Annotated in this window: 24 protein-coding genes; 8 read left to right on the forward strand and 16 right to left on the reverse strand. The window is 34.3% G+C overall.

The genetic code is table 11. From position 1 onward, the window contains the following. Window positions 1-21: 21 nt before the first annotated feature. From DICTH_RS06555 to uvrC, 16 genes are all read right to left on the reverse strand, one after another. Entirely contained in the window at window positions 22-621 is a 600-nt protein-coding gene (locus tag DICTH_RS06555; RefSeq protein ID WP_012547797.1) for a site-2 protease family protein, read from the reverse strand. Between the two features lie 15 nt (window positions 622-636). Next, window positions 637-1941 (reverse strand): pyrimidine-nucleoside phosphorylase, encoded by a 1305-nt coding sequence (locus DICTH_RS06560; RefSeq protein ID WP_012548572.1) that lies wholly within the window; start codon window positions 1939-1941, stop codon window positions 637-639. 2 nt (window positions 1942-1943) lie between these two features. Next, complete coding sequence (locus DICTH_RS06565) at window positions 1944-3122, reverse strand: phosphopentomutase (protein WP_012548699.1); 1179 nt, start codon at window positions 3120-3122, stop codon at window positions 1944-1946. Then, window positions 3119-4009: a site-specific tyrosine recombinase XerD gene (gene xerD / locus DICTH_RS06570; RefSeq protein WP_012547633.1), complete on the reverse strand. Its 891-nt coding sequence runs from the start codon at window positions 4007-4009 to the stop codon at window positions 3119-3121. Before xerD ends, DICTH_RS06565 begins: the two co-directional genes overlap by 4 nt. Continuing rightward, complete coding sequence (gene rlmB / locus DICTH_RS06575; RefSeq protein WP_012547037.1) at window positions 3999-4724, reverse strand: 23S rRNA (guanosine(2251)-2'-O)-methyltransferase RlmB; 726 nt, start codon at window positions 4722-4724, stop codon at window positions 3999-4001. The genes xerD and rlmB overlap by 11 nt, the downstream gene beginning before the upstream one ends. 15 nt (window positions 4725-4739) lie before the next feature. Then, a complete protein-coding gene (gene ispF, locus DICTH_RS06580; protein WP_012547763.1) occupies window positions 4740-5237 on the reverse strand; it encodes a 2-C-methyl-D-erythritol 2,4-cyclodiphosphate synthase in 498 nt (165 codons plus the stop codon). Continuing rightward, window positions 5198-5893 carry a 2-C-methyl-D-erythritol 4-phosphate cytidylyltransferase gene (gene ispD / locus DICTH_RS06585; protein ID WP_012547240.1) on the reverse strand — a complete coding sequence of 232 codons (696 nt, stop codon included), beginning with the start codon at window positions 5891-5893 and terminating at the stop codon, window positions 5198-5200. The genes ispF and ispD overlap by 40 nt, the downstream gene beginning before the upstream one ends. Next, window positions 5881-6690: a PIN/TRAM domain-containing protein gene (locus DICTH_RS06590; protein ID WP_012548255.1), complete on the reverse strand. Its 810-nt coding sequence runs from the start codon at window positions 6688-6690 to the stop codon at window positions 5881-5883. The genes ispD and DICTH_RS06590 overlap by 13 nt, the downstream gene beginning before the upstream one ends. Window positions 6691-6747: 57 nt before the next feature. Next, window positions 6748-7803, reverse strand: a complete 1056-nt coding sequence (gene disA, locus DICTH_RS06595) for a DNA integrity scanning diadenylate cyclase DisA (RefSeq protein ID WP_012547357.1) — start codon at window positions 7801-7803, stop codon at window positions 6748-6750. After that, on the reverse strand, window positions 7791-9164 hold the full coding sequence (radA, locus tag DICTH_RS06600; RefSeq protein ID WP_012548448.1) for a DNA repair protein RadA: 1374 nt from the start codon (window positions 9162-9164) through the stop codon (window positions 7791-7793). The genes disA and radA overlap by 13 nt, the downstream gene beginning before the upstream one ends. A 7-nt stretch (window positions 9165-9171) precedes the next feature. After that, entirely contained in the window at window positions 9172-11643 is a 2472-nt protein-coding gene (locus DICTH_RS06605) for an ATP-dependent Clp protease ATP-binding subunit (protein ID WP_012548032.1), read from the reverse strand. A 15-nt stretch (window positions 11644-11658) separates the two neighbouring features. Beyond that, complete coding sequence (locus DICTH_RS06610) at window positions 11659-12729, reverse strand: McsB (RefSeq protein WP_012548738.1); 1071 nt, start codon at window positions 12727-12729, stop codon at window positions 11659-11661. After that, window positions 12726-13166, reverse strand: coding sequence for a UvrB/UvrC motif-containing protein (locus tag DICTH_RS06615; protein ID WP_012548002.1), 441 nt, complete (start codon window positions 13164-13166; stop codon window positions 12726-12728). Before DICTH_RS06615 ends, DICTH_RS06610 begins: the two co-directional genes overlap by 4 nt. A 2-nt stretch (window positions 13167-13168) precedes the next feature. Beyond that, window positions 13169-13741, reverse strand: coding sequence for a pyridoxal 5'-phosphate synthase glutaminase subunit PdxT (gene pdxT, locus DICTH_RS06620; RefSeq protein WP_012546890.1), 573 nt, complete (start codon window positions 13739-13741; stop codon window positions 13169-13171). A 2-nt stretch (window positions 13742-13743) separates the two neighbouring features. Next, entirely contained in the window at window positions 13744-14631 is an 888-nt protein-coding gene (gene pdxS, locus DICTH_RS06625) for a pyridoxal 5'-phosphate synthase lyase subunit PdxS (RefSeq protein ID WP_012547586.1), read from the reverse strand. A 102-nt stretch (window positions 14632-14733) separates the two neighbouring features. After that, window positions 14734-16533 (reverse strand): excinuclease ABC subunit UvrC, encoded by a 1800-nt coding sequence (gene uvrC, locus DICTH_RS06630; protein WP_012548636.1) that lies wholly within the window; start codon window positions 16531-16533, stop codon window positions 14734-14736. A 115-nt stretch (window positions 16534-16648) separates the two neighbouring features. On the opposite strand from uvrC, the gene argS reads away from it, so the two are divergent. From argS to ispE, 8 genes are read left to right on the forward strand one after another with little or no spacing between them, the layout of a single operon-like run. After that, a complete protein-coding gene (argS, locus tag DICTH_RS06635; RefSeq protein ID WP_012548088.1) occupies window positions 16649-18301 on the forward strand; it encodes an arginine--tRNA ligase in 1653 nt (550 codons plus the stop codon). 12 nt (window positions 18302-18313) lie between these two features. Further along, window positions 18314-18952, forward strand: a complete 639-nt coding sequence (locus tag DICTH_RS06640; protein WP_012548428.1) for an MBL fold metallo-hydrolase — start codon at window positions 18314-18316, stop codon at window positions 18950-18952. A gap of 35 nt (window positions 18953-18987) precedes the next feature. Then, window positions 18988-19539, forward strand: coding sequence for an HD domain-containing protein (locus DICTH_RS06645; protein ID WP_012547249.1), 552 nt, complete (start codon window positions 18988-18990; stop codon window positions 19537-19539). Between the two features lie 12 nt (window positions 19540-19551). Further along, entirely contained in the window at window positions 19552-20025 is a 474-nt protein-coding gene (locus DICTH_RS06650) for a QueT transporter family protein (RefSeq protein WP_012548083.1), read from the forward strand. 15 nt (window positions 20026-20040) lie between these two features. Then, window positions 20041-21246: a tyrosine--tRNA ligase gene (gene tyrS, locus DICTH_RS06655; RefSeq protein ID WP_041723579.1), complete on the forward strand. Its 1206-nt coding sequence runs from the start codon at window positions 20041-20043 to the stop codon at window positions 21244-21246. Further along, window positions 21243-22103 carry a 3D domain-containing protein gene (locus tag DICTH_RS06660; protein WP_012548616.1) on the forward strand — a complete coding sequence of 287 codons (861 nt, stop codon included), beginning with the start codon at window positions 21243-21245 and terminating at the stop codon, window positions 22101-22103. The genes tyrS and DICTH_RS06660 overlap by 4 nt, the downstream gene beginning before the upstream one ends. Further along, window positions 22103-22942: a 16S rRNA (adenine(1518)-N(6)/adenine(1519)-N(6))-dimethyltransferase RsmA gene (rsmA, locus tag DICTH_RS06665; RefSeq protein WP_012547503.1), complete on the forward strand. Its 840-nt coding sequence runs from the start codon at window positions 22103-22105 to the stop codon at window positions 22940-22942. Before DICTH_RS06660 ends, rsmA begins: the two co-directional genes overlap by 1 nt. Further along, window positions 22930-23793, forward strand: a complete 864-nt coding sequence (gene ispE, locus DICTH_RS06670; protein WP_012548331.1) for a 4-(cytidine 5'-diphospho)-2-C-methyl-D-erythritol kinase — start codon at window positions 22930-22932, stop codon at window positions 23791-23793. The genes rsmA and ispE overlap by 13 nt, the downstream gene beginning before the upstream one ends. The last annotated feature ends 8 nt before the right edge of the window (window positions 23794-23801 follow it).

Consider the following 23801-nt stretch of genomic DNA (forward strand, 5'->3'; position numbering starts at 1 on the left):
AAACCTCCTAACTTATTAGGATCATTTTAACCCTAAAAGATATAAGAATAAGTTCAGAAAAGGACTTATTATTATATATAATCCATTAGTTAATATCAAAACCATAAGTATTAGTACACCATAAAGACTTATAGATTGATAATACCTCCTGTATTTATAAGGAAGAATAGACTCTAATATATGAGAGCCGTCAAGAGGTGGAATAGGAATTAGATTAAATATTCCCAAAAATACATTTAGAATAGCAAGCTCTATACAAAACCTTATAAAACCTAACGGGAGTGGTAAATCAATTCTCCAAAAGATACTTACCAAGAAGGCAAGAATAAAATTAGCAAGAGGTCCCGCAAGAGAAACCAATATGATACTTTTTTCTCCTCTCCTTAGATTATTAAAATTAACAGGAACAGGCTTTGCCCATCCAAACCTAAAAAAGAGAAGCATTAAAAATCCTATGGGATCAATATGAGCTAAAGGATTTAGAGTTAACCTTCCTGAAAGTCTCGGAGTAATGTCACCCTCAATCTCCGCCATCTTACCATGGGCAAACTCATGAACAGTTATAGCAATTAATATGGCAACTATTCTCCATAAATAAGTAACTATATCGCTAAATTCCATTCTTTCCTCCTAATTTTATGAAATAATATCTAAAACTATAGGAAGAGGATCTTTCTTTTTATTCCCTATCTTTATTGCCTCTTTAAAAATTTCTTGAGCTTTCTTTAGCCTTTCAACTTCATTAGCATAAAAGGTTACAATAGGCTCGTTCTTTTCTATCTTATCCCCAACCTTCTTATAAAGCCTTATTCCTACTGATAAATCAATTTTATCCTCTTTTTTATCTCTTCCAGCACCAAGAGCCATAACACTTAATGCTACTTTATGAGCATCTATATCTTCTACATATCCTCCCTCAAGAGAGTATATCTCTTTTTGAACCTTAGCATTTAGTAGAGGACTATAATCATCTATTATTTTTACGTCTCCACCTTGAGCTTTGACCATTTCTCTAAACTTCAACAAAGCCTTCCCGCTATTTAAATGTTCTAAAATTTTATCCTTAGCCTCATCCTCATTTTTGTAATCTCCTATCAATTTTAAAGTCTCCACTCCAAGGGTAACTATAAGTTCCTTTAAATCTTTAGGACCTCCTCCCTTAAGAGTTTCAATAGCCTCCACAATCTCAAGAGAATTCCCAACAGCAAAACCTAAAGGCTGATCCATCTGAGAAAGTACTGCTACAATCCTTTTGCCAAAACCCTTTCCAATTCCCACCATTATCTTAGCAAGTTCTCTTGCGGAATTTATATCCTTTATAAAAGCTCCTTTTCCAACCTTAACGTCAAGAATTATTACATCAGATCCACTTGCAATCTTTTTGCTCATAACACTACTTGCTATCAGTGGTATAGAATCTACAGTTCCCGTAACATCTCTCAATGCATATATCTTTTTATCCGCAGGAACCAAATCTTCTGTTTGCCCCACAATAGCAATGCCTATCTCCTTAACCTGTTTTATAAATTCTTCATCTTTCATGCTCGTTTTAAAACCTGGAATAGATTCAAGTTTATCTATGGTCCCCCCTGTATGTCCTAAACTCCTACCAGACATCTTTGCCACAGGATATCCCATAGAAGCAATCAATGGAGCAAAAACCAATGTAGTTTTATCTCCTACTCCACCAGTACTGTGCTTATCTACCTTTATTCCAGGAATACCAGATAAATCTAATACCTTACCAGAATAGGCCATTTTTCTCGTTAAATTGATGGTTTCTTCCAAATTCATGCCCCTGAAGTAAATAGCCATCAAAAGAGCAGACATCTGATAATCTGGTATGTCTCCCTTAACATAACCGTCTACTATAAAACTAATTTCTTCCTCACTTAGAGCCTCACCATTTCTTTTCTTAATAATGATATCTACCATTCTCATACTTATTTCCACCCTTCTTCTATTGTACTTAAAAAACTTTCTCCATGAAGATCATTTTTCACATTAAAGAAATCTGCAAGAGTCTTACCAAGATCAGAAAAGGTACTCCTAATACCTAAAGGAAAAGTACGCTTAAAATTAGGAGAATAAATAAGTAAAGGAACATATTCTCTTGAATGATCTGTACTTGGAGTTGTAGGATCATTTCCATGATCAGCTGTTATTATCAATAAGTCAAAGTCTGAAAGAAGTTTCATTATATCGGGAAGTGCGTCATCAAAATCTTTTAAGGCTTTTCCCATTCCCTCAGGATCATTTCTATGTCCATATAACATGTCAAAATCTACCAAATTTACAAATATTAATCCTTCTCTTAACTTATTCCATGCTTCAAAGATATTTTTTATTCCCTCGCTATTATTATCTTGATGCAAAGATAAAGTTAAACCTCTTCCTGCGAAAAGATCCTCTATTTTTCCTACCCCTATCACATCATAATTATTTTCCTTTAAATAATCCAATAAAGTCGCCTTGAAGGGAGGTAAAGAAAAATCTTTTCTTCTTGGCGTCCTATAAAAATTTCCAGGGGAGCCTGTAAAAGGTCTTGCAATAACCCTTGCTACAGCATGCTCTCCTTGGAGTATATTCCTTGCAATCTCACACATCCTATAGAGTTCCTCTACAGGGATAACCTCTTCATGGGCAGCTATCTGGAAAACACTATCAGCCGAAGTATAGACAATAGGATACCCTGTCTTCATATGATATTCGCCAAGCTCTTTTATGATCTCTGTCCCTGATGCAGGCTTATTCCCAATCACTTTTCTTCCTATGGCTTTTTCAAAAGCCTCTATTACCTCTTTAGGAAAGCCATTAGGATAAACTGGAAAGGGTCTGTCAAGAATTAAGCCTGCAATCTCCCAATGTCCTGTAGTAGAATCTTTCCCAGGAGAAGCCTCAGCCATTTTACCATAAAAGGCTATTGGATTATCCTCTTTAGGAGTTCCAGGAATCTCTTCAATATTAGAAAGTCCCATTTTACCCATGTTAGGTAAACTAAGTCCACCCAAAGCCTTTGCAGTGTTTACCAAAGTATTGCTTCCTTCATCGTTATACTTCGCAGCATCTGGAAGTTCGCCTATTCCAACTCCATCCAAAACAATTAAAATAGCTCTTTTCATTTAGTATTCCTCCTCATTAAAGGATGCGCCCTCTGATAGACTTCATGAAGTTTGCTAGAAACAATGTGAGTATAAATCTGAGTTGTAGCAATATCCGAATGGCCTAATAATTCTTGTACAATACGTATATCTGCCCCATTAGAAAGAAGATGAGTCGCAAAAGAATGTCTAAAAGTATGCGGACTAACCTTCTTAGGAAGACCTAAAATCTTAGAGTAGGCTTTTATAATAAACCATACACCCTGTCTTGTTATCCTCTCACCCTTTTTGTTCAAGAATAGTGCTTCTTTATCCTTTGGATTAAATAAATGCCTTACAGAGAGATATCTTTTAAGACTTTCTACAGCATAATCTCCTAAAGGAACAATTCTTTCTTTTTCTCCTTTTCCAAAACATCTAACATACTTCTCTTCTAAATCTACATTCTGAATATTTAAATTAACAAGTTCTGAAACTCTAATACCTGTTGCATAAAAAGTTTCGAGAATTGCCATATTTCTAATACCAAGAGGAGATAAGGGATCAGGGATTTTCAAGAAACTCTCTATTTCTTTAGGATCAAGAACCTCCGGAAGATACATAGGAATTTTAGGAATTAGCATAAAGTTACTATAATTTTTATTTATATAACCCTCTCTCAGGAGGAATTTTATAAAACTTCTTATAGAGGATATCTTTCTTGCAATAGACTTTATCTTGTATTTTTTATATAAAGCTACCAAATACCTCTGCCATTCTTCCCTCTTTAAATTTTTAATGTTTATACCTTCTTTCTGAAGGAAATTTATAAAATCCTCTAAATCTCTCCTATAGCTATCAATAGTAGCCGATGACATGTTCTTCTCAAACTTTAAATAAAATAAGAAATCTTCTAATTTATCCTTCATGGCTCTCCCTTATCTTATACAGAATAATCCCCAAAGCTACAGAAACATTTAAAGACTCTACTTTACCATAAGAAGGTATCTTTACAAGCAAATCACAAGATTCTTTAACAATCCGATGTAATCCTTCATCCTCACTCCCTACAACAAGAGCAAGAGGAAATCTATAATTTACTTGGTTATATAAGTTCTCCGTATCAAGATCTGCACCTACTATAAACCATCCCTTTTTCTTTAACTCTCTCAAAAAATTCGCTATATTAGAAACCCTTACCACAGGGATATAGGAAAGAGCACCAGCTGAAGCCTTAAAAGAAGCAGAAGTCACTCCTGCACTTCTTGCTTTAGGTATTACTATCGCTGAAGCTCCAGCAAACTCAGAAGTCCTTGCTATAGCCCCTAAATTATGTGGATCTTGAATATGATCTAATACCACAATTACACTCTTGTTATTTAAAGTCTTCTCTATGTCTTCCCATTCTCTGTAAGGAACAGAGGAAATTATTGCAAGAACCCCTTGAGAATTTCCTCCTACCATCTTTTCTATAACACTTCTTTCCACATACTTGATAGGTACACCTTTTTCTTTTGCCAAATTTAATATTTCATTGAATTTATTATCAAAATGAATACCTTTTGCAATATATATTTTGTTTAAAGGAATGTTGCTCTTCAAAGCCTCTAATACAGCATTTTTTCCATAAATCTTATCTTCCATCTTCTTCTCCTTTCCTTATTGAAAACTTACAAGAGCCACAGCAAAAACTGCTATACCTTCTCCTCTTCCAATAAATCCCAATTTCTCATTTGTTGTTGCCTTTATATTTAAAGAACTCTCTGGAATTTCTAAGATTGAAGACAAATTTTTAATAATCTTATCCCTAAATGGTAAAATCTTAGGTTCTTCAGCGATAATAATAGAATCAATATTAATTATATTTACTCCCTTTTCTTCTAATAAATCTTTTACCCTTTTAAGAATTACCACACTAGATATACCCTCCATACTCTTATCATCGTTAGGAAAGAAATACCCTATATCAGGAAGAGCGGACGCCCCTAACAAGGCATCCGCAATAGCATGTATCAAAACATCCCCATCTGAATGACCTTTCAAGCCCTTCTGAAAAGGTATCTTTACACCTCCCAAAAAAAGATCTCTTCCTTCTTGAAATGGATGTACATCGTAACCTAAACCAACTCTGATTTTGAAAGAATTCCCTCCATCCATAATAAGTCATCCTTAGTAGTAATTTTTATATTAAAAGGCTCACCTTCTATCACATAAACAGGAATACCTAATCTCTCTACTAAAGAAGCATCATCAGTTCCTACAAAATTTTCTTCCCTTGCTTTCTTATGAGCCTCTTTAATTATCTCAAAAGGAAACATTTGTGGGGTTTGAATAATCCATAGTTTACTTCTATCTAAGGTTTCCATAATCCTTTTGGTAGTATTATCTACAACCTTTATAGTATCTTTTACAGGAATACCCAAAATGGCAGAAAGACTATTCTCAGTACAAAATTTTATAAGCTCTTCTATTTTTTTGATCGATACAAAAGGCCTTGCAGCATCATGAATAAGAACATAATCGCAGTGAAAATCAACCGATTTTAATGCATTATATACAGAATCTTGTCTTTCCTCTCCCCCTAAAACTAGTTTATAAACTTTTTCCAATTTCCAGTCTTTTATCTTTTCTTTGTAATACTCCAACATTTCATTCCTTACCACAAGAATTATTTTCTCTATGTCTTTTATATCATGCAATTTTCTTATTGAGTAATACACTATAGGCATACCTTTTATATTAATTAGAAGTTTATCTTCTCCAAACCTTTTACTCTTGCCTGCTGCTACAACAATCCCTACTATCTTTTCCAATGCTCTTTCTCCTCTCTTATCCTACCAAAAATGAGTCTCCCTGCAGCTGTCTGAAAAACACTAGTAACAGTAACTTTAACAGTCTGACCAATATATTTCTTACCATTTTCCACTACCACCATAGTACCATCTTCTAAATAACCCACTCCTTGTCCAGGCTCTTTTCCTTCTTTTATTATACTTATCACTATTTCCTCTCCAGGCAGATAAATAGGCTTCAAAGCATTTGCCAGTTCATTAATATTTAAAACTGTTATACCTTCAATCTTTGCAAGCTTATTTAAACCGTAATCATTAGTGATAATCTTACCACCCAGAGTCTTAGCAAGCTTAACCAATTTACTATCAACACTTTGCACCTTAGGAAAATCTATATCCACAATAATCACTTGACTACCAAGTTCTCTCCTTATCTGACTTAGATTATCAAGACCAAACCTACCTCTATTCTTCTTAAGAGATTCTGAGGAATCAGCAAGCTGTTGGAGCTCTTTGAGAACAAAACGAGGAATAATAATTTTTCCCTCTATAAAATTGGTCTTTAAAACATCCACAATTCTTCCATCTATAATGACACTTGTATCTAGTATTTTCACATAAGGAAAATTTACCAAATCAAAAAACCTAACCTTTCTTGCAAAGCTGATATAAACAATTAATACCAAAAGAGAAAAAACGAAATTAAATATATACCATAAATTTTTGACATTAGAATAAAAAAGATAAGAAGACAAAATAAAATCCCCTAAAAAAGGAATAAAAGTTACAATTAATAACAATTTCCAATTTTTTCTCATGAATTTTCAGTCCCCCATAATAATGTAATTAAAAAATAAATCCCCTTAAATCAAAACTTAAAAAGATGAAAGTCTTTGTAATCTAGTCAAAGCTTCTCTAATCTTTTTAGCTCTCACCTCCCCAACCCCTTCAATATTATCCAGATCCTCAAAACTACTCTCCATGATCTTTGATAGATCACCAAAGTAATTAACAATCTTTTCAATAACACTTGAAGGTATGGAAGTAATTCTGTTCAAGATTCTATAGCCCTTCGGTATTACAGTAATTTCCATATCTACTTCTTCCTTCCTATATCCTAATATTTCCCCAGCTATATATGAAAACTCTTGAAAATTTCCTTTAAAATTAATAATCAATTCTTTTAAAATATCTTCAGGATCCTTATTCTTCCTCGAGTAGTCCTTTATCACAAGAATAGTGTCTTCCTTTACCCCGGTAAGCAGAGCCTCAAGCTGAATTTCTATAAGCCTTCCCTCTGTACCAAGCTCAATTAAATAGTTTTCTACCTCTTTTCCTATAGTAAATAACATACAAGCTCTGTGTAAAAAAGACAAAACCTCATATATATTAGCTTGGTTCTCTAACTCCAAAGAATTAAGCCTATTTAAAAGATCATCATAAATATTTCTATACCTTTCCATAGTTTGAAGAGCTTGAGAGGCTTTAGTTAATATCTCCTCCACATCCCTTAAGACATATTTCCAATCATTTTGGAACAAAGTTATAGTATCTTTTCTCTGAGAAACACTAATAACTAAGCAACCAGTTTGCTTAGCAACCCTTTCAGCAGTGGCATGTCGTGCTCCAGTTTCAGAGGAAAAAATATTAGGATCTGGAAGCAATATCACATTAGCAAAAAGAATCTTTTTCCCATCCCTTGAAAGTAGAATAGCTCCATCCATCTTTGATAGTTCGTACAATCTATTAGGAGTAAAGTCTATATCTAAAGGGAATCCTCCGTTCATAAGAGGTTTGAGTTTTTCTATCTCTCCTACCACAATTAATGCTCCTGTCTTAGCCTTTACTATTTGCTCAAGACTCTCTCTCAAAGGAGTACCTGGAGCTACAAATCTTAAAGCCTGCAATGCAAATTTTTTTAATTCCGCCATTCTTCCCCCCAAACTAGTTTTATTCCCTCTTCAATATCCGAAACAGGTAATATATTCATATTATACTCATTTAGTTTAATTTTTTTGTCCTTAGGAATCAATGCTTTAATAAAGCCAAATTTCCTTGCCTCTTTTAATCGTCTTTCTATGTGAGGAACTGTTCTAACCTCCCCCCCAAGACCTATTTCCCCCACAGCAATCATATCCGAAGGAAAAGGCTTATCCATCAATGCAGAAAGAAGAGCAAAAGCAAGTCCTAAATCTACTGCAGGCTCATTAATCTTTATTCCACCTACTACATTTACAAACACATCTTTATCGGAAAAATTAGTACGAAGCTTTTTCTCAAGAATTGCTAACAAAAGAACTAACTTATTAAAATCCACCCCTGAAGCTATTCTTCTTGGATAAGAGGTATTTGTTTTACTTACAAGGGCTTGTAACTCTATCAACAAGGGTTTTGTTCCTTCCATAACAGGAACAATAATAGAACCAGCCACATTAATATTTCTATTTTCAATCATCTTCGCTGAGATATCTTCCACTTCAAAAAGGCCACTTTCTTTCATCTCATAAAGTATAAAATCATTAGTGGGTCCGAATCTATTTTTAACTACTCGTAACACCCTCAAGTCATGATATCTCTCTCCCTCGAGATACAAAACCACATCAACTAAATGCTCTAATATTTTGGGCCCTGCTATATCACCCTCTTTAGTTACATGACCAACTAATATAACAGCCACATTATTTTTTTTAGCAAAATCCACCAGCTTCGAGGTACATTCTCTCACCTGTACCACATTTCCGGGAGAAGTGGGAAACTCTGAGGAATAAATCGTCTGAATAGAATCTACAATTATTAGTGAATAATTAAATTTTTCAAGTTCTGGCAGAATATTTTCTATGTCTCTTTCAGAGACAAAATCAATATCCAATCTGTCTTTTGAGGTTAATCTTTTTAACCTTAAACCAACTTGAGATAAGGATTCCTCTGCTGAAATATATAAAACTCTCGAGCTTTCTTTACTAAGAGATATGGCAAGCTGTAACAACAATGTAGATTTACCAATTCCAGGCTCCCCTGCTAAAAGTGTTACTGATCCCTCTACAATTCCCCCTCCAATAATATAATCAAAACCTGTCAGGCCAGTCTTTAGCCTGACAGGTTCGTAATTTAGAATCTGATCTAATCTATATACTTCTAACTCTTCTTTGTTTACTCTTTTATCTACTTTACCTTTATCCTCAACAATTTCGATAAAGGAATTCCAACTTTGACAGTTAGGACATCTGCCAAGCCATCTTACACTCTCATATCCACATACCTGACATACAAACTTACTCTTTACTTTAGACATTTAAAGACTATGAAGGCTCTTTTGCAAAAGCCAACTTTCTAAAAACTATATTTCCTTTCTTATCAAGTTCTGCTTTTATAACATCTCCTTCTTTGAACTCTCCTTGAAGTATAAATTCTGCCAAAGGATCTTCCATATAGTATTGAATTGTCCTCTTTAGAGGTCTTGCACCATATTGAGGATCATAACCCTTCTCAAGCAAGAACTCTTTGACCTCGTCACTTATTTCTAAATCTAATCTCTTCTCTCTCAATCTCTCTCTAACTGGTTTTAACAGTAGCTCTAAAATCTGCTTTAGATCATCTTTAGTAAGTGGCCTGAAGAACACGATCTCATCAAGCCTATTCAGAAATTCTGGCCTGAAGTATTTCTTCATCTCACTCAAAATCAATTCTTTTATCTTATCAAAAGACTTCTCCCTGTCTTCTTTGGAAGCAAAACCTATACTTGCCTCTTGCTTAAAGTATTCTGCACCAAAATTAGAAGTCATTATTAGTATGGTATTTTTGAAGCTTACCCTTCTACCATGACCATCTGTAAGTTGACCTTCATCCATTATTTGCAAAAGAATATTGAAAACATCACTATGAGCTTTTTCTATCTCATCTAAGAGAATAACCGAATAAGGTCTTCTATGAACCTTTTCAGTAAGTTGACCACCCTCCTCATATCCTACATATCCTGGAGGAGCACCAATTAATCTTGAGACTGTATGTTTCTCCATAAATTCTGACATATCGAATCTAATCAGAGCATTTTCATTCCCAAAGAGATACTCTGCAAGAGCTCTTGCAAGCTCGGTCTTACCAACACCCGTTGGGCCTAAAAACATGAATACCCCTATAGGTCTTCTAGGATCTTTTAATCCAGATCTTGATCTTCTTATAGCTCTAGATACTACTCTTACAGCCTCATCTTGAGAAATAATCCTTTTATGAAGCTCTTCTTCCATTCTTAACAATCTTTCTCTTTCTTCAATGAGAAGCTGAGCTACAGGTATTCCAGTCCAAGTCGCTACAACCTGAGCCACATCCTCTGGAGTTACCACTCCAAAGTTAGAAGGAGCAGTTGTATCTATGAAATTTCTAAGATATTCTTCAATCTTTCTTTCTTCATCTCTCAATTGAGCTGCTCTTTCAAAGGCCTGATTTCTTATAGCAATTTCTTTTTGCTCTCTTATTCTCGCCAATTCAAGTTCTAAATTACTCTGAGCTGTATTCTTTTGCTTTCTTAATCTTACCCTTGCAGAAGCTTCATCTATCACATCTATTGCCTTATCAGGCAAGAATCTATCAGTTATATATCTCACTGATAATTTGACCGCTTCTTCTATAGCCTCATCGGTAATTTTTACCCTATGATAATTTTCATATCTCTCTTTCAACCCTTTTAATATCTGAATAGTTTCTTCGGGAGTTGGCTCATCAACCATTATAGGCTGGAATCTTCTCTCTAAAGCACCATCTTTTTCAATATACTTTCTATATTCAGAAGGAGTAGTAGCACCTATTAGCTGTATCTCCCCCTTTGCTAAGGAGGGCTTCAAAATATTTGCTGCATCAACCGCTCCTTCTGCTGCTCCTGCTCCTACCAGAGTATGAATCTCATCTATAAATAGAATGACATCCTTTGCCATTTTAACTTCTTCGATAATTCTCTGCATTCTTTCTTCAAACTCACCTCTATACTTCGTACCAGCCACAATGCTTCCCATATCAATAGCAACTATCCTCTTGTTTAACAAGGTATCAGGGACATCCCCTTCCACTATCTTTTGGGCAAGCCCTTCTACTATAGCTGTCTTACCAACTCCAGGTTCGCCCACTAGAACAGGATTATTTTTAGTTCTTCTACTAAGAATTTGAATTATTCTTTCTAATTCTTTCTCTCTCCCAATAATAGGATCTAATTTCCCTTGTCTTGCAAGTTGAGTTAGATCTCTACCAAACTCGTCTAAGGTTGCTGTAACTGTGCGCTTCTTCTTTAAAGAATTATTGGTAGAAGTATTCATTTGTTGTCTACCTCTTATCTTAGTCGGATCTATAGGTTCGCCAAGAAGTTTCAATATCTCTATAGTAACATCCTCCAACCTTACTCCCATTCCCTCCAAAACATGAGCTGCTACACCTTCACCTTCTTTTAATAAACCAAGAAGCAAATGCTCAGTTCCAATATAGTTATGATTAAGTTCTTGGGCAGATTCGGAAGCATATTCCAATACCTTCTTTGCTCTCGAAGTGAAGGGAAGTGCTCCATAGGAGGTACCATCTCCACGTCCTATTAATCTTTCTATCTCATTCCTAAGATGATTTAGATCAAGACCTAGATTTATAAGAACTTGAGCAGCTATACCTCCTTCCTCACGAATCAACCCTAAGAGAATATGCTCTGTTCCTACTGTAGAATAGTTAAGTCTACGTGCCTCCTCCTGTGCTAAGAGTAGTACTCTGTATGCTCTTTGTGTTAGTTTATCCATCATTTCTCATGCACCTCCTTAAATGACACCTCCCTGATTTATTTTATAATTTTTAAGAAAGACACGCAACAAATCCGCCCTCACCCCATCCCTCTCCTCTGGGTCCATTCCCCTCCCATATTTTGTTTGTAAGTGCCCTGGTAATATCAGGATCATGAGAAGATCTAATACTTTCATAGAAATATCCAACATTTTGAAATATATTCCAAATCTCAAGTCTGATAATAAATTTATCGCCTCAAGACTATTTAAATATCGTGCATTACTCAATATTCCATATGCCCTTGCAACTATATCCTCTACATACCTCCTTTTTTCCCTAAATAAAAACTCTCTCACAATCACCTCTTCATCTATTATCTTCCTTGCTACCTTTTCCATCTTTTCAATTAATTCTTCCTCAGCAATTCCTAAAGAAGACCTACTAGTAATTTGATAAAATCCTGCAATAGGTTTACTTCTTTCTCCATAGATACCTCTTATAAGAATCTTATTAGATCTAAGCTTTTTGAGAAAATCTTTTATTTTACCAGAATAAGTTAAAGCTGGAAGATGAACGACAAAAGAAATTCTAACACCACAACCTAAGTTGGTTATACATGAGGTCAAATAACCAAACTTATCATCAAAGGCAAACTTAAAATAATCAGAAAAAATTTCCTCCAATGAAAGTAATTTTTTCCAACTTTCCTTTAACTCCAATCCACTACTTAATACCTGTAACCTAAAGTGATCCTCCTCATTTATCATTACACTAAGTTTACCACTTTTATCTACTAAAAGTCCAGCCCCTCTAATATTCTCCAAATGATCACTACTTATCAAATGTTTTTCAACTAGGGCATCAAGTACAATATTTGGTAACTTTTCTAATTTTAAAAAATCATATTCACTAAATCTTGTTTCATTTTTATAAACCCATTCTACTTTGTTAAGGATTCTTTTTCTCTGAGACTCTAATAATTGGGATGGAAAAACGAAATCCTCTAAATTCCTTGCAATTCTTATCCTTGTACTTACCACCACTTCTCTATTATTGTCTTTATCTTCTCCTAACCACTTGAGATATTTATAATAAAATTCTCTCATCCACCCCTCGTATCTATATTTTTAAGAAGATCTCTCAATTTTGCTGCCTTTTCATAATCCTCTTCCTCTATAGCTTTAGAGAGCTCAATTTTATATTTCAATATTTTATCAATTCTAAATTCTTTCTTAGCAGGAATTTTACCTTTATGGATTTTATTTCCATGATACTGGTATACCATTTTTTCTATCTCATCTCTAAAATAGGCATAACAATAGCTGCACCCCAACATACCAGTCTCTTTAATTTCTTCTAAAGATCTATTACATTTTGGACACTTTTTAGCTTTTTCTTCTTTCATAATATAAGTACCCTTAAATATATCCTTTATAACCTGTTTAAGACAACTTTCACAGATCGAATATTTTCTTCTTCCTTTTTCATCATCTATCTCCAAAATATATGTAGCCTCATTCTGATTGCAAAAATCACACTTCATCCCTAACCTGAGCACCTCTTTAAGAAATACTCATGTATTCTAGGATCATCCGTAAGTTCGGGATGAAAAGTCAGACCCAATATGTTGTTCTCCTCTACAAATATAGGCCTATCATTAAAGGTTGCATGTACTTTCACGTTTCGACCTATTTCAACTATTTGGGGAGCCCTAATAAATATACATTCATATTCTCTATCACCAATTACTGGAATCTTTACATAAGTAGAGAAACTCTCTCTTTGCCTACCATAAGCATTACGAGAAACAGTTATATCTAAAACCTTGAGAGTTTTTTGGTCAGGATGATTTTCTATTCTACTGGAAAGTAGAATCAAACCAGCACAAGTTCCCATAGCTGGTAAACCATTAACTAATTTTTCTCTAAGAGCATCAAATAATAGACGATTTTCCAAAATAGTAAAGAAGGTAGTACTTTCTCCTCCAGGAAGTATTATTCCATCAATAATTTCCAGATGTTCGGGTTTTTTAACAAGAACCGTTTCAACCCCTAATCTTTCCAACATATTTTTGTGCTCTACTATAGATCCCTGTATAGCAAGTATCCCTATTTTCATTTTTACCAACCTCTTACCTGTAATAATTCGGTTTCAGAAAGTTTTCTCACATCAATACCTGGCATAGGCTCCCCTAGATCCTCCGAGATCTCGGCCAAGACATAAGGATCATCATAATAAGTCACAGCAAGAACTATAGCTCTTGCCCTCTTCCTAGGATCCTTAGACTTAAATATTCCAGAACCTACAAACACACCATCAGCACCAAGATGCATCATCAAAGCAGCATCAGCAGGAGTAGCAATACCACCAGCAGCAAAATTCACTACAGGAAGTCTTCCCAATTTCTTAGTCTCTATTACAAGCTCCAGAGGAGCACCAAGTTCCTTAGCCTTCGCTACTAATTCTTCATCAGGAAGAAGAGCCAAAGCCCTTATCTCATCCATAATTTGCCTCATATGGCGTACAGCTTCCACCACATTTCCGGTACCTGCTTCTCCTTTGGTTCTAATCATAGCTGCGCCTTCTGCAATTCTCCTCAGTGCTTCTCCTAAATCCCTAGCGCCACATACAAAAGGAACTTTGAATAAATGTTTATTTATATGATACTTTTCATCGGCAGGGGTCAGCACTTCGCTTTCATCAATAAAATCCACACCAAGAGCCTCTAAAATTTGAGCCTCTACAAAATGGCCAATTCTAACTTTTGCCATAACCGGAATGCTAACTGCTGACATAATCTCTTTTATTTTTTTAGGATCTGCCATTCTTGCCACTCCGCCCTGAGCTCTTATGTCAGCAGGAACTCTTTCCAAAGCCATAACTGCAACAGCCCCGGCCTCCTCAGCAATTTCGGCCTGTTCTGCGTTAGTTACATCCATAATCACTCCACCTTTTAACATCTGAGCTAAACCTCTTTTTACTTTATCTGTTCCTGTAAAGACTTGCATTTATAACACCCTCCTTCGAAAAAACTATTCACATTTTTCTATTTTTCTAAATGTATACTCCTTTTATATGAATTTGTCAAAACAGAGTATATTAAATTTTTATTAAGAAGAATCATGGAAATATAGATAAATCTTTTCGGCAATTTTTTCAGAAATTCCTGGAACTTTTTTCAAATCTTCCAAAGAGGCTTTTTTTAGATTCTCTAAAGTACTAAAAGCTTCCAAAAGAATTTTCATTCTTTTCTCTCCTACTCCAGGTATTTTATCCAAATGAGAATCCATTAATTTCTTACTCCTTAATTTTCTATGATAAGATACAGCAAACCTATGAGCTTCATCCCTTACCTGTTGGAGAAGATGTAGAGCAGGAGAATCGTAAGAAAGCAAAATAGGTTCTGACCTTCCTGGAACAAAAATCTCTTCTTTCTCTTTAGCAAGAGCTAATATAAATTTAGGCTCTATTTTTAGTTCATTAAAAACCTCTAAAACTGCACTCAGTTGACCCTTTCCTCCGTCTATAAGCATAATATCTGGTAAAGGATCTTCTTCAATATTTTTCAATCTTCTTCTTATTACTTCCTGAAGCATCAAGTAATCATTAGGTAATTCTGGAGTATATTTAATTTTATATCTTCTATATTTAGTTTTCTCTGGATAACCATTTTGAAAATAGACTCTTGATCCTACAGCCTCTCTCCCCTGAAGATTTGAAATGTCATAACCTTCTATAGAAACAGGTAAATTTTGTAGATTAAAAATCCTTTGAAGCTCTGAAAGAGCCAACCAGACCTTTTCTGACTTAATGCTCTCAATTGTTAAATCCTTTAATGCCATGCCTAAAAGCTTTTCTTCTTCTTCATTCTCCGGTGTCCTCAAAACTACTTCAGATCCCTTTCTTTTACACAAAAATTCTTTTAAATTCACCTCTTCTTCAGAAAATGGAGAAGGTACCACTATTACCTCAGGAATTTCTCCTCTTGAATAATATTGCAATACAAAACTTTCTATAAGCTCATCATTAGAACATATCTCAGGTAGAGTTAAATTAAATATCCTCTTCTCAATCAACTTTCCCTCTCTTATTAAGTAAACTAAAGCCTTAGCCTTATGATCCTCCACATAAAACTGTATAAGATCTTTATTCTCACGATTAAAAGAAACAATTTTTTGCTTTTCACTTAAGTTTTGTAATAATCTTATCTTATCTCTTATCTTCGCTGCCTTTTCAAACTCAAGATTTTTAGAATACTCTTGCATTTGATCATAAAGTTTTTCTATAATCTCCTCATACTTTCCATCTAAAAAATCGATAACCCCTTTTACAATTTCCCAATACTCTTCTTTTGTAATATAATTTTGACACGGAGCCTTACAATTGCCGATAAAATAGTTTAGACAGGGTCTCTTAGGTTTTGATTTTGGTAAATTCCAATTACAGGATCTTAAGTTAAATATCTTCTTGACCATAGATATGGTCTCTCTTACTGTTCCACTTTGAGTATAAGGACCGTAATACCTTGCACCATCATCTTCAAAACGTCTCGCAAGAACAAGTCTTGGATACTCCTCATAGAGGGTCAATTTCAACATTGGGTATTGCTTATCATCTCTTAATTGTACATTCATTATAGGTCTATATTTCTTTATAAGTACTGATTCTAAAATCAAGGCCTCTGTCTCGGTGTCTGTTATATAAAACTCTATATTCTTGGCTTTCTTTAAAATATAGTTACTTTTGGGGGAGTCATCATTAAAATAAGAAAGAACCCTCTTTCTCAGGTTTTTGGCTTTGCCTACATAAATTACCTTACCTGAGTGATCATAGAAAATATATACTCCAGTACTTTCAGGAAAATTTTCTACTTTTTGTTTTAGATCCATTATAAAAAAATCATTTCTCATTATATAAAATAATTTTAAGACAACTAAAATCAAAACTCAATGCAAGAAGTTGCATTAAGCCTCAATATAATGTATATTATTAAAATAGTTTTTGAGAATAAGGTGAGGAGAAACAATGAGAAAGCATATTTATGAGCTCATAAAAAATGCTATAAATGTCTTAAAAGAAAAAGAAAATTTCACAACAGATGAGATTGAAATAATTATAGAAACCCCAAAACAAAAAGAATACGGAGATTATGCAACAGCCGTTGCACTCCAAATTGCTCAGAAGAACAAAAAACCGCCAAGAATAGTAGCCGAAAAAATTTTAGAAAACTTAGAAAAATCCCCATTTATTAGAAAGGCAGAGATTGCTGGTCCTGGATTTATAAACTTTTTCCTTAACGACGAAGCACTATGGGAGACTTTGAGATTAATCAGAAAAGATTTAGATAGTTTTGTAAGCATACCTCCTAAAAAGAAAAAGATACAATTAGAGTTTGGAAGCATCAATCCCACAGGCCCCATGCATATAGCTCATGCAAGAGGCGTAACCATAGGCGATTCTTTAGCAAATCTATTTAGAAGAATAGGCTGGAATGTGGAAAAAGAGTTCTACATAAATGATGCTGGAAACCAAATTGATCTTCTTGGGGAGTCTCTTTATGCGAGGTATATGCAACTCTTAGGATATGATCATCCAGTACCAGATGAAGGCTATCATGGAAACTATCTTATAGAATTAGCAAAAGAACTATTAAACCAAAAAGATCAAATAGAGAAAATGAATGAAACAGAGAAGAAGAAGTTTTTCAAAGAATACGCCTTAAGTAAGATGTTAGAAGATATTAAAACAACTCTTCTTGACTTTGGGGTAGAATATGACGTTTGGTTTAGTGAGCGAACCTTACACGAAAATGGTAAAGTAAAAGAAGTATTAGATATTCTTGTAAAAAATGGATATGCCTATGAAAAGGATGGTGCCATCTGGTTTTTATCCACAAAATTTGGTGATGAGAAAGATAGAGTTCTTGTTAAAAGTGATGGCAAACCAACTTACTTTTTAGCTGACATTGCTTATCATCTAAATAAAATCCAGAGAGGATTCGATTGGATAATTGATGTGTGGGGAGCAGATCATCATAGTCATGTCACCAGATTAAAGGGAGCAATTCAAGCCTTAGGATATCCTAAAGATATCCTTGAAATAATTCTTGTCCAAATGGTAAGGTTAATGAAAGGCAACGAAGAAATAAAAATGTCAAAAAGGACAGGAGATTTTGTAACCCTTAAAGAAGTGCAAGAAGAAGTTGGAAAAGATCCTATAAGATTTTTCTTCTTATTAAGAAGCCCTGAAAGCCAACTCGATTTTGATATAGAACTTGCCAAAAAACAATCAGTAGAGAACCCTGTTTACTATGTACAATATGCTCATGCAAGATGCTGTAGTATTCTTAAAAACGCAGAAGCAAAAGGATATAACTTAGCAGACTTAGATCAAGCCAACCTATCCCTACTTAAAGAAGAAAAAGAAAAAGACCTAATATTAAATCTTTTAAGATATCCTGAAAAACTCGACGATATTACAAGAACCTTAGAAATACATCAACTTCCTTTCTATTTATTAAACCTTAGCACTCTCTTCCATGGATACTATGATTCCCATAAGGTTATAACCGAAGACAGAGATCTAACATTAGCAAGACTTGTGCTCATAGACTGTATTAGAATAATAATAAAAGATGCCTTAAGCATACTTGGGGTATCAGCTCCCGAAAAAATGTAAGGGGGTGTGAATATGAGAATAAGATGGTACGGACATGCATGCTTTCTCTTTATAAATTCTGAGGGCAAAAAGATCCTCACAGATCCTTTTGATTCATCGGTAGGATATCCTTTACCTGATGTAGAACCTGATATAGTTACTGTAAGCCATGAACACTTCGATCACAATGCTGTCCATATATTAAAAGGAAATCCAATAGTAGTACAAGGAGAAGGAGAAACCCAAATAAACAACGTTAAAATAAAAGGATTTAACACATTCCATGATGAGGAAGGTGGAAAGAAAAGAGGAGTTAACACTATCTATCTTATTGAAACCGATGAAATTAAGATATTGCATTTAGGAGACTTAGGACATGTATTAACTAATGAGTATAAGGAAAAAGTTGGCGAGGTAAATATACTTTGCATTCCTGTAGGAGGCACATTTACTATTGATGCTTCTTCTGCAATAAAAGTAGTAGAGCTTATAAAGCCTAATATTGTGATACCAATGCACTATAAAACTCCTCACTTAAAATTTGATCTTGCAAAAGTAGACGACTTCGTTAATGAAGTTAGTTACCCTGTAAAAAGATTTGAGGAGAAAGAAATAGAAGTAAATAAGAATAATATTCCCTCTTCCACAGAAGTTTGGGTCTTATCTTATTAACCCCAAAATCAGTTCAAATCTTAGGAGGCATATCTATGAATAGAGAAGAAGCCCTAACCAAAGTTAAAAAATATGTAAAAAATAAAAATCTAATAAAACATATGCTAGCTACAGAATCTATCATGAGAGCCCTTGCCAAAAGATTTAATGAGGATGAAGAAAAATGGGGATTGGCCGGACTCTTACATGACATAGACTATGAACTTACTGAAAAAGAGCCAGAAAAACACAGCCTCCTTGCAGAAGAGTTATTAAAAGACGATAATTTACCAGAAGACGTCATAGAAGCAATAAAGGCTCACAACGAGATACATCAATTACCAAGAGAAACTCTCCTTGCAAAGGCTTTATATGCAGTAGATCCTTTAACAGGGTTAATTGTTGCTGCTGCTCTAATTCATCCAGAGAAGAAATTAGCTCCTTTAGATGTAAATTTCATTCTTAATAGATTCAAAGAAAAAAGCTTTGCAAGAGGAGCAAATAGGGAACAAATCAAAACTTGCGAGGAATTTGGTTTAAGCTTAGAAGAATTCATAAATATAGGCTTAGAAGCCATGAAGTCAATATCAGACGAATTAGGACTGTAAGGAGGAAGAGCGATGTCCTCAAAAAAAATCGCAAGAATATCTATATATGCAGCGTCTTATGCAGTATTAACTGTAATACTAAGTCCTATAAGCTATGGTCCCATTCAAGTAAGAGTATCTGAATTTATGACTCTATTCCCTTTTATAGATAAGATGGCAATACCAGGACTTTTCATAGGCTGCGCCATAGCTAACTTATTTAGCCCTGCTGGCTGGATAGATGTTATCTTTGGAAGTTTATTTACCTTAATTGCAGCTTTTTTAACAAGAAAAATGCCTAATGTTTACCTTGCTCCTCTACCGCCTATACTTGTTAATGCTTTTGGAGTTAGTTTATATCTTCATTTATTCTTCAAGTTACCTTATTTACTGAATGTTCTATATATAGGCTTAGGAGAGGCTATCGCCACATATTTCATTGGACTTCCTCTCTTACTTTACATACTCAAGAATGAAAATCTTAAAAAAATCTTCAGTAAGGAGTAGAGGATGATGAAGAAAATAAGTATTGAGGAAGAATTGGAAATATTAAAATCTAACGTGGTAGAGATAATCCCTGAAGATGGTTTGTACGAAAAACTAAAAAAGGCAAGAGAAGAAGGAAGGCCACTAAGGGTAAAATTAGGAGCAGATCCTTCTGCCCCTGACCTACATCTGGGACACGCAGTAGTATTGAGAAAATTAAAACAATTTCAAGATCTTGGACATCAAGTAGTATTTATCATAGGAGATTTTACTGCAAGAATAGGTGATCCTTCAGGTAGAAGTGAAACAAGAAAACCCCTAACCCCAGAACAAGTCAAGAAAAATGCCTTAACTTATCAAGAACAGGTAGGTAAGATTCTTGATGTTTCAAAGGCAGAAATAAGGTATCAAGAAGAATGGTTTGGGAAAATGAAATTAGAGGATGTATTAGTTTTAACCTCAAAATACACTATCGCAAGAATGCTTGAAAGAGACGACTTTGCTCAAAGATTCAAAGAACAAAAACCAATTTTTATTCATGAGATCATGTACCCATTGCTCCAAGCTTATGATTCTGTAGCTATAAAAGCAGACATAGAATTAGGAGGAACTGATCAAAAATTTAATCTTATAGTAGGAAGAGAAATTCAAAGAGAATACGGCTTAGAACCACAAGTAGCAATGTTGATGCCAATATTGGAAGGCCTTGACGGAAAACAAAAAATGAGCAAAAGTCTTGGAAACTACATAGGTCTTACTGAGCCACCCAACCAGATGTATGGAAAAGTAATGTCTATTCCTGACGAATTAATAATAAGATATTTTGAACTTGCAACAGAATTACCTAAAGAAGAAATTAGAAAAATAGAACAGGAAATGAGAGAAGGAAAACTTAATCCTAGAGATGCGAAAGCAAGATTAGCAAGAGAAATTGTAAAGATATATCATGGAGAAGAAGCAAGCTTAAAAGCCGAGGAAGAGTTTAATAGAATCTTTAGAAATAAAGAATTACCTGAGAATGTACCTGAAGTTGAAATATCGGAACCTAAGATATGGATTGTGAAATTATTAACCCAAGTCGGAGCAGCCAAAAGCAACAGTGAAGCAAAAAGATTAATTTCCCAAGGGGCAGTAGAAATAGATGGCACGAGAATAGAAGACATAAATTTGGATATTTCCATTGACAAACCCTTTATATTAAGGGTTGGAAAGCATTTCTTTAGGAGGATAAAAAGGGCATGAGAAAAGGAAAAAAAAGAGCAATTGCTATTACAGTGTTTTTCGGTAGTTTAGTAATAATAGCCTCTGCAAAAATCATAGAGAATAACTATCTATGGAGGAATTTTTCTCATTTAAGACCTATAAGAGAAGTTATTCTTACCGATGGGAACAAAAGACCTATAAAAGTTAAAACAAATGCTGGATTTGTTTGGGAGGTACTTGAAGAGCAAAAAATTAAATTGTCTAAGTACGACATTGTAAGTCCACCTGCAAGAACTCCACTGACTGAAAGAATAAAAGAAATAAAAATCACAAGAGTAAGCGAGAGCACTACTAAGAGGATAGAAATTATTGAACCTAAAATAATCTTGAAAGTAACCTATTCTAAATCCTACAGTGAAAGAATAAAAACTCACGGAATACCCGGTAAAATAGAAAAAGTCTACAAAAAGAGAATCATTAATGGAAAACTTGAAAAAGAAGTTTTAATCTCAAGAAAAGAACTTCAAAAAATGTCCCCGACTGTTATAGAAGTTACCACCCCTGTTATCAAGTATCTTAAATTAGAATCTGCCACTTTTGAAGTAGTAAAACCCATCAAAGTAACTGCTACTGCCTACGAACCCTGGACCGGTGGTGATGGAAATAATATCACTGCCCTTGGATGGAAAGCATCGAAAGGAATTATAGCTGTAGATCCAAGATATATACCTTTAAGGAGTGCATTTTATATCCCAAACTATGGTTTTGCTTTAGCAGGAGATACAGGCGGACTCATAAAAGGATGGAGAGTAGACCTATGCTTTCCCACTTTAAGAGAAGTAAAGTATTTTGGAAGAAGAAAAATTACTATTTATCTTCTTAGAAGAATAGCTTAATGAACTTAACAAGTAGATCAGAGCTCATAGAAATCCTTCAGAAAAACAACATATTTCTCAAAAAAAGCTTAGGTCAGAATTTCTTAGTTGATAAAAATATTTTAAAAAAAATTATCGATGCCTTAGAAATCTCAAAAGAAGATACTATATTAGAAGTAGGATGCGGCGTTGGAACTTTAACCCTTGAACTTGCAAAAAGATCCAAAAGGGTCATAGGTGTGGAAATCGATAAAAGGTTCAAACCTATCCTTGAAAATCTCTTAAAGGATTATCCAAATACAGAGATTATTTTTGAAGATATTATGAAAATAGATCTTTCAAAAATAGTAACTCCACCCTACAAATTAGCAGGGAATTTACCCTACTACATTTCTGGCAGTTTTTTAGGAGAATATTTTCAGAAAGGACCTTATGCGAGCTTAATGGTAATAATGCTTCAAAAGGAGATGGCTGAAAGACTAACCTCTTCCCCTGGAAACAAAAAATATAGTCCTTTATCTATACTCCTCCATATCACTTATTCTTATGAAGTTATCTCAAAAGTCCCTCCTTCGTGCTTTTTTCCTGCACCAGAAGTAGAATCAGTGATACTAAGACTAAAGCTAAATCCTAAACTCGATAAAATCCATAATAAAGAACTCTTTTTCAAACTTTTAAAAGAAAGTTTTAGCCAAAGAAGAAAATTTCTATTAAATAATCTGCAAAGAGCTTTTCCTGAGATAGACTGGAAAACACTATTCACCGAACTCAATATTGATAGTAAAATAAGAGCAGAAGATTTATCGCCTGAGGATTACATAACATTGTCAAATAAGGCCTTTGCTCTATGGAAAGATTAAACATATATACTTTTGGTAAAATAACTCTTTTTCTTGACGTAATAAATAAAAGAGAAGATGGATACCATAATATAAAAATACTTCTCCATAACATAAATTTATGGGACTTCATGCAAATCTCACCACTACCCTATCCTAAATTCATTATAAATTCTAATCTCAATATCCCATTAGAGGAAAATCTTGTATACAAGGCCTATAAAAAATTTATTGAAACCACGGGAAGAAAGATAGGAGTAAGAATATTTTTATACAAAAAAATACCAATACAAGCAGGCCTTGGCGGTGGTAGCTCTAATGCAGCAGGAATAATTTGGGGCTTAAATATTCTCACCAAATCAAATCTTTCTTTAAAAGAAATGGCAAATATAGGAGAAACTTTAGGCTCTGACGTTCCTTTCTTCTTTTATGGAGGATCATGTGTAGCAGAAGGAAAGGGGGAACTAATCACAAAGATATCACACCAAAACTTTAAATTTCTTCTAATACTTCCTCCCTATGGCATAAGCACAAGGGACATTTACTCAAAAATAAAAAAAGAAGATTTAGGAACTCATATAAATTTTGAAGAAATTATATCAAACTTTGAAAAAGGCTTCCTTTCAAAACCTTATAACTTCTTTGAAAAAATAGTCTTTGAGGAATATCAGGAATTAAGAGAGATAAAAGAATTAATATCAGAAATAACCCCCTATGTGGCTCTGACAGGCACAGGCTCTACCATGTTTGTGTTAATTAGAGATGACTCTGAGATTAAAAAAATCATTAAAAAAATCGAGGAATACTTAGCCAAAGGTTATAAAATAAGGTCTGTAAAGTCAAGTCCTTTAGGAATAAAAATTTTAAGATAAAGAAGGAG

The organism is Dictyoglomus thermophilum H-6-12 (genome assembly GCF_000020965.1).
Taxonomy (GTDB): Bacteria; Dictyoglomota; Dictyoglomia; order Dictyoglomales; family Dictyoglomaceae; genus Dictyoglomus; species Dictyoglomus thermophilum.

Bases quoted from the DNA above. Each gene is read 5' to 3' on its own strand.
- DICTH_RS06555 (WP_012547797.1), bottom strand. From the start codon at position 621: ATGGAATTTAGCGATATAGTTACTTATTTATGGAGAATAGTTGCCATA.
- DICTH_RS06560 (WP_012548572.1), bottom strand. From the start codon at position 1,941: ATGAGAATGGTAGATATCATTATTAAGAAAAGAAATGGTGAGGCTCTA.
- DICTH_RS06565 (WP_012548699.1), bottom strand. From the start codon at position 3,122: ATGAAAAGAGCTATTTTAATTGTTTTGGATGGAGTTGGAATAGGCGAA.
- xerD (WP_012547633.1), bottom strand. From the start codon at position 4,009: ATGAAGGATAAATTAGAAGATTTCTTATTTTATTTAAAGTTTGAGAAG.
- rlmB (WP_012547037.1), bottom strand. From the start codon at position 4,724: ATGGAAGATAAGATTTATGGAAAAAATGCTGTATTAGAGGCTTTGAAG.
- ispF (WP_012547763.1), bottom strand. From the start codon at position 5,237: ATGGATGGAGGGAATTCTTTCAAAATCAGAGTTGGTTTAGGTTACGAT.
- DICTH_RS06590 (WP_012548255.1), bottom strand. From the start codon at position 6,690: ATGAGAAAAAATTGGAAATTGTTATTAATTGTAACTTTTATTCCTTTT.
- disA (WP_012547357.1), bottom strand. From the start codon at position 7,803: ATGGCGGAATTAAAAAAATTTGCATTGCAGGCTTTAAGATTTGTAGCT.
- radA (WP_012548448.1), bottom strand. From the start codon at position 9,164: ATGTCTAAAGTAAAGAGTAAGTTTGTATGTCAGGTATGTGGATATGAG.
- DICTH_RS06605 (WP_012548032.1), bottom strand. From the start codon at position 11,643: ATGATGGATAAACTAACACAAAGAGCATACAGAGTACTACTCTTAGCA.
- DICTH_RS06610 (WP_012548738.1), bottom strand. From the start codon at position 12,729: ATGAGAGAATTTTATTATAAATATCTCAAGTGGTTAGGAGAAGATAAA.
- DICTH_RS06615 (WP_012548002.1), bottom strand. From the start codon at position 13,166: ATGAAGTGTGATTTTTGCAATCAGAATGAGGCTACATATATTTTGGAG.
- pdxT (WP_012546890.1), bottom strand. From the start codon at position 13,741: ATGAAAATAGGGATACTTGCTATACAGGGATCTATAGTAGAGCACAAA.
- pdxS (WP_012547586.1), bottom strand. From the start codon at position 14,631: ATGCAAGTCTTTACAGGAACAGATAAAGTAAAAAGAGGTTTAGCTCAG.
- uvrC (WP_012548636.1), bottom strand. From the start codon at position 16,533: ATGAGAAATGATTTTTTTATAATGGATCTAAAACAAAAAGTAGAAAAT.
- argS (WP_012548088.1), top strand. From the start codon at position 16,649: ATGAGAAAGCATATTTATGAGCTCATAAAAAATGCTATAAATGTCTTA.
- DICTH_RS06640 (WP_012548428.1), top strand. From the start codon at position 18,314: ATGAGAATAAGATGGTACGGACATGCATGCTTTCTCTTTATAAATTCT.
- DICTH_RS06645 (WP_012547249.1), top strand. From the start codon at position 18,988: ATGAATAGAGAAGAAGCCCTAACCAAAGTTAAAAAATATGTAAAAAAT.
- DICTH_RS06650 (WP_012548083.1), top strand. From the start codon at position 19,552: ATGTCCTCAAAAAAAATCGCAAGAATATCTATATATGCAGCGTCTTAT.
- DICTH_RS06660 (WP_012548616.1), top strand. From the start codon at position 21,243: ATGAGAAAAGGAAAAAAAAGAGCAATTGCTATTACAGTGTTTTTCGGT.
- rsmA (WP_012547503.1), top strand. From the start codon at position 22,103: ATGAACTTAACAAGTAGATCAGAGCTCATAGAAATCCTTCAGAAAAAC.
- ispE (WP_012548331.1), top strand. From the start codon at position 22,930: ATGGAAAGATTAAACATATATACTTTTGGTAAAATAACTCTTTTTCTT.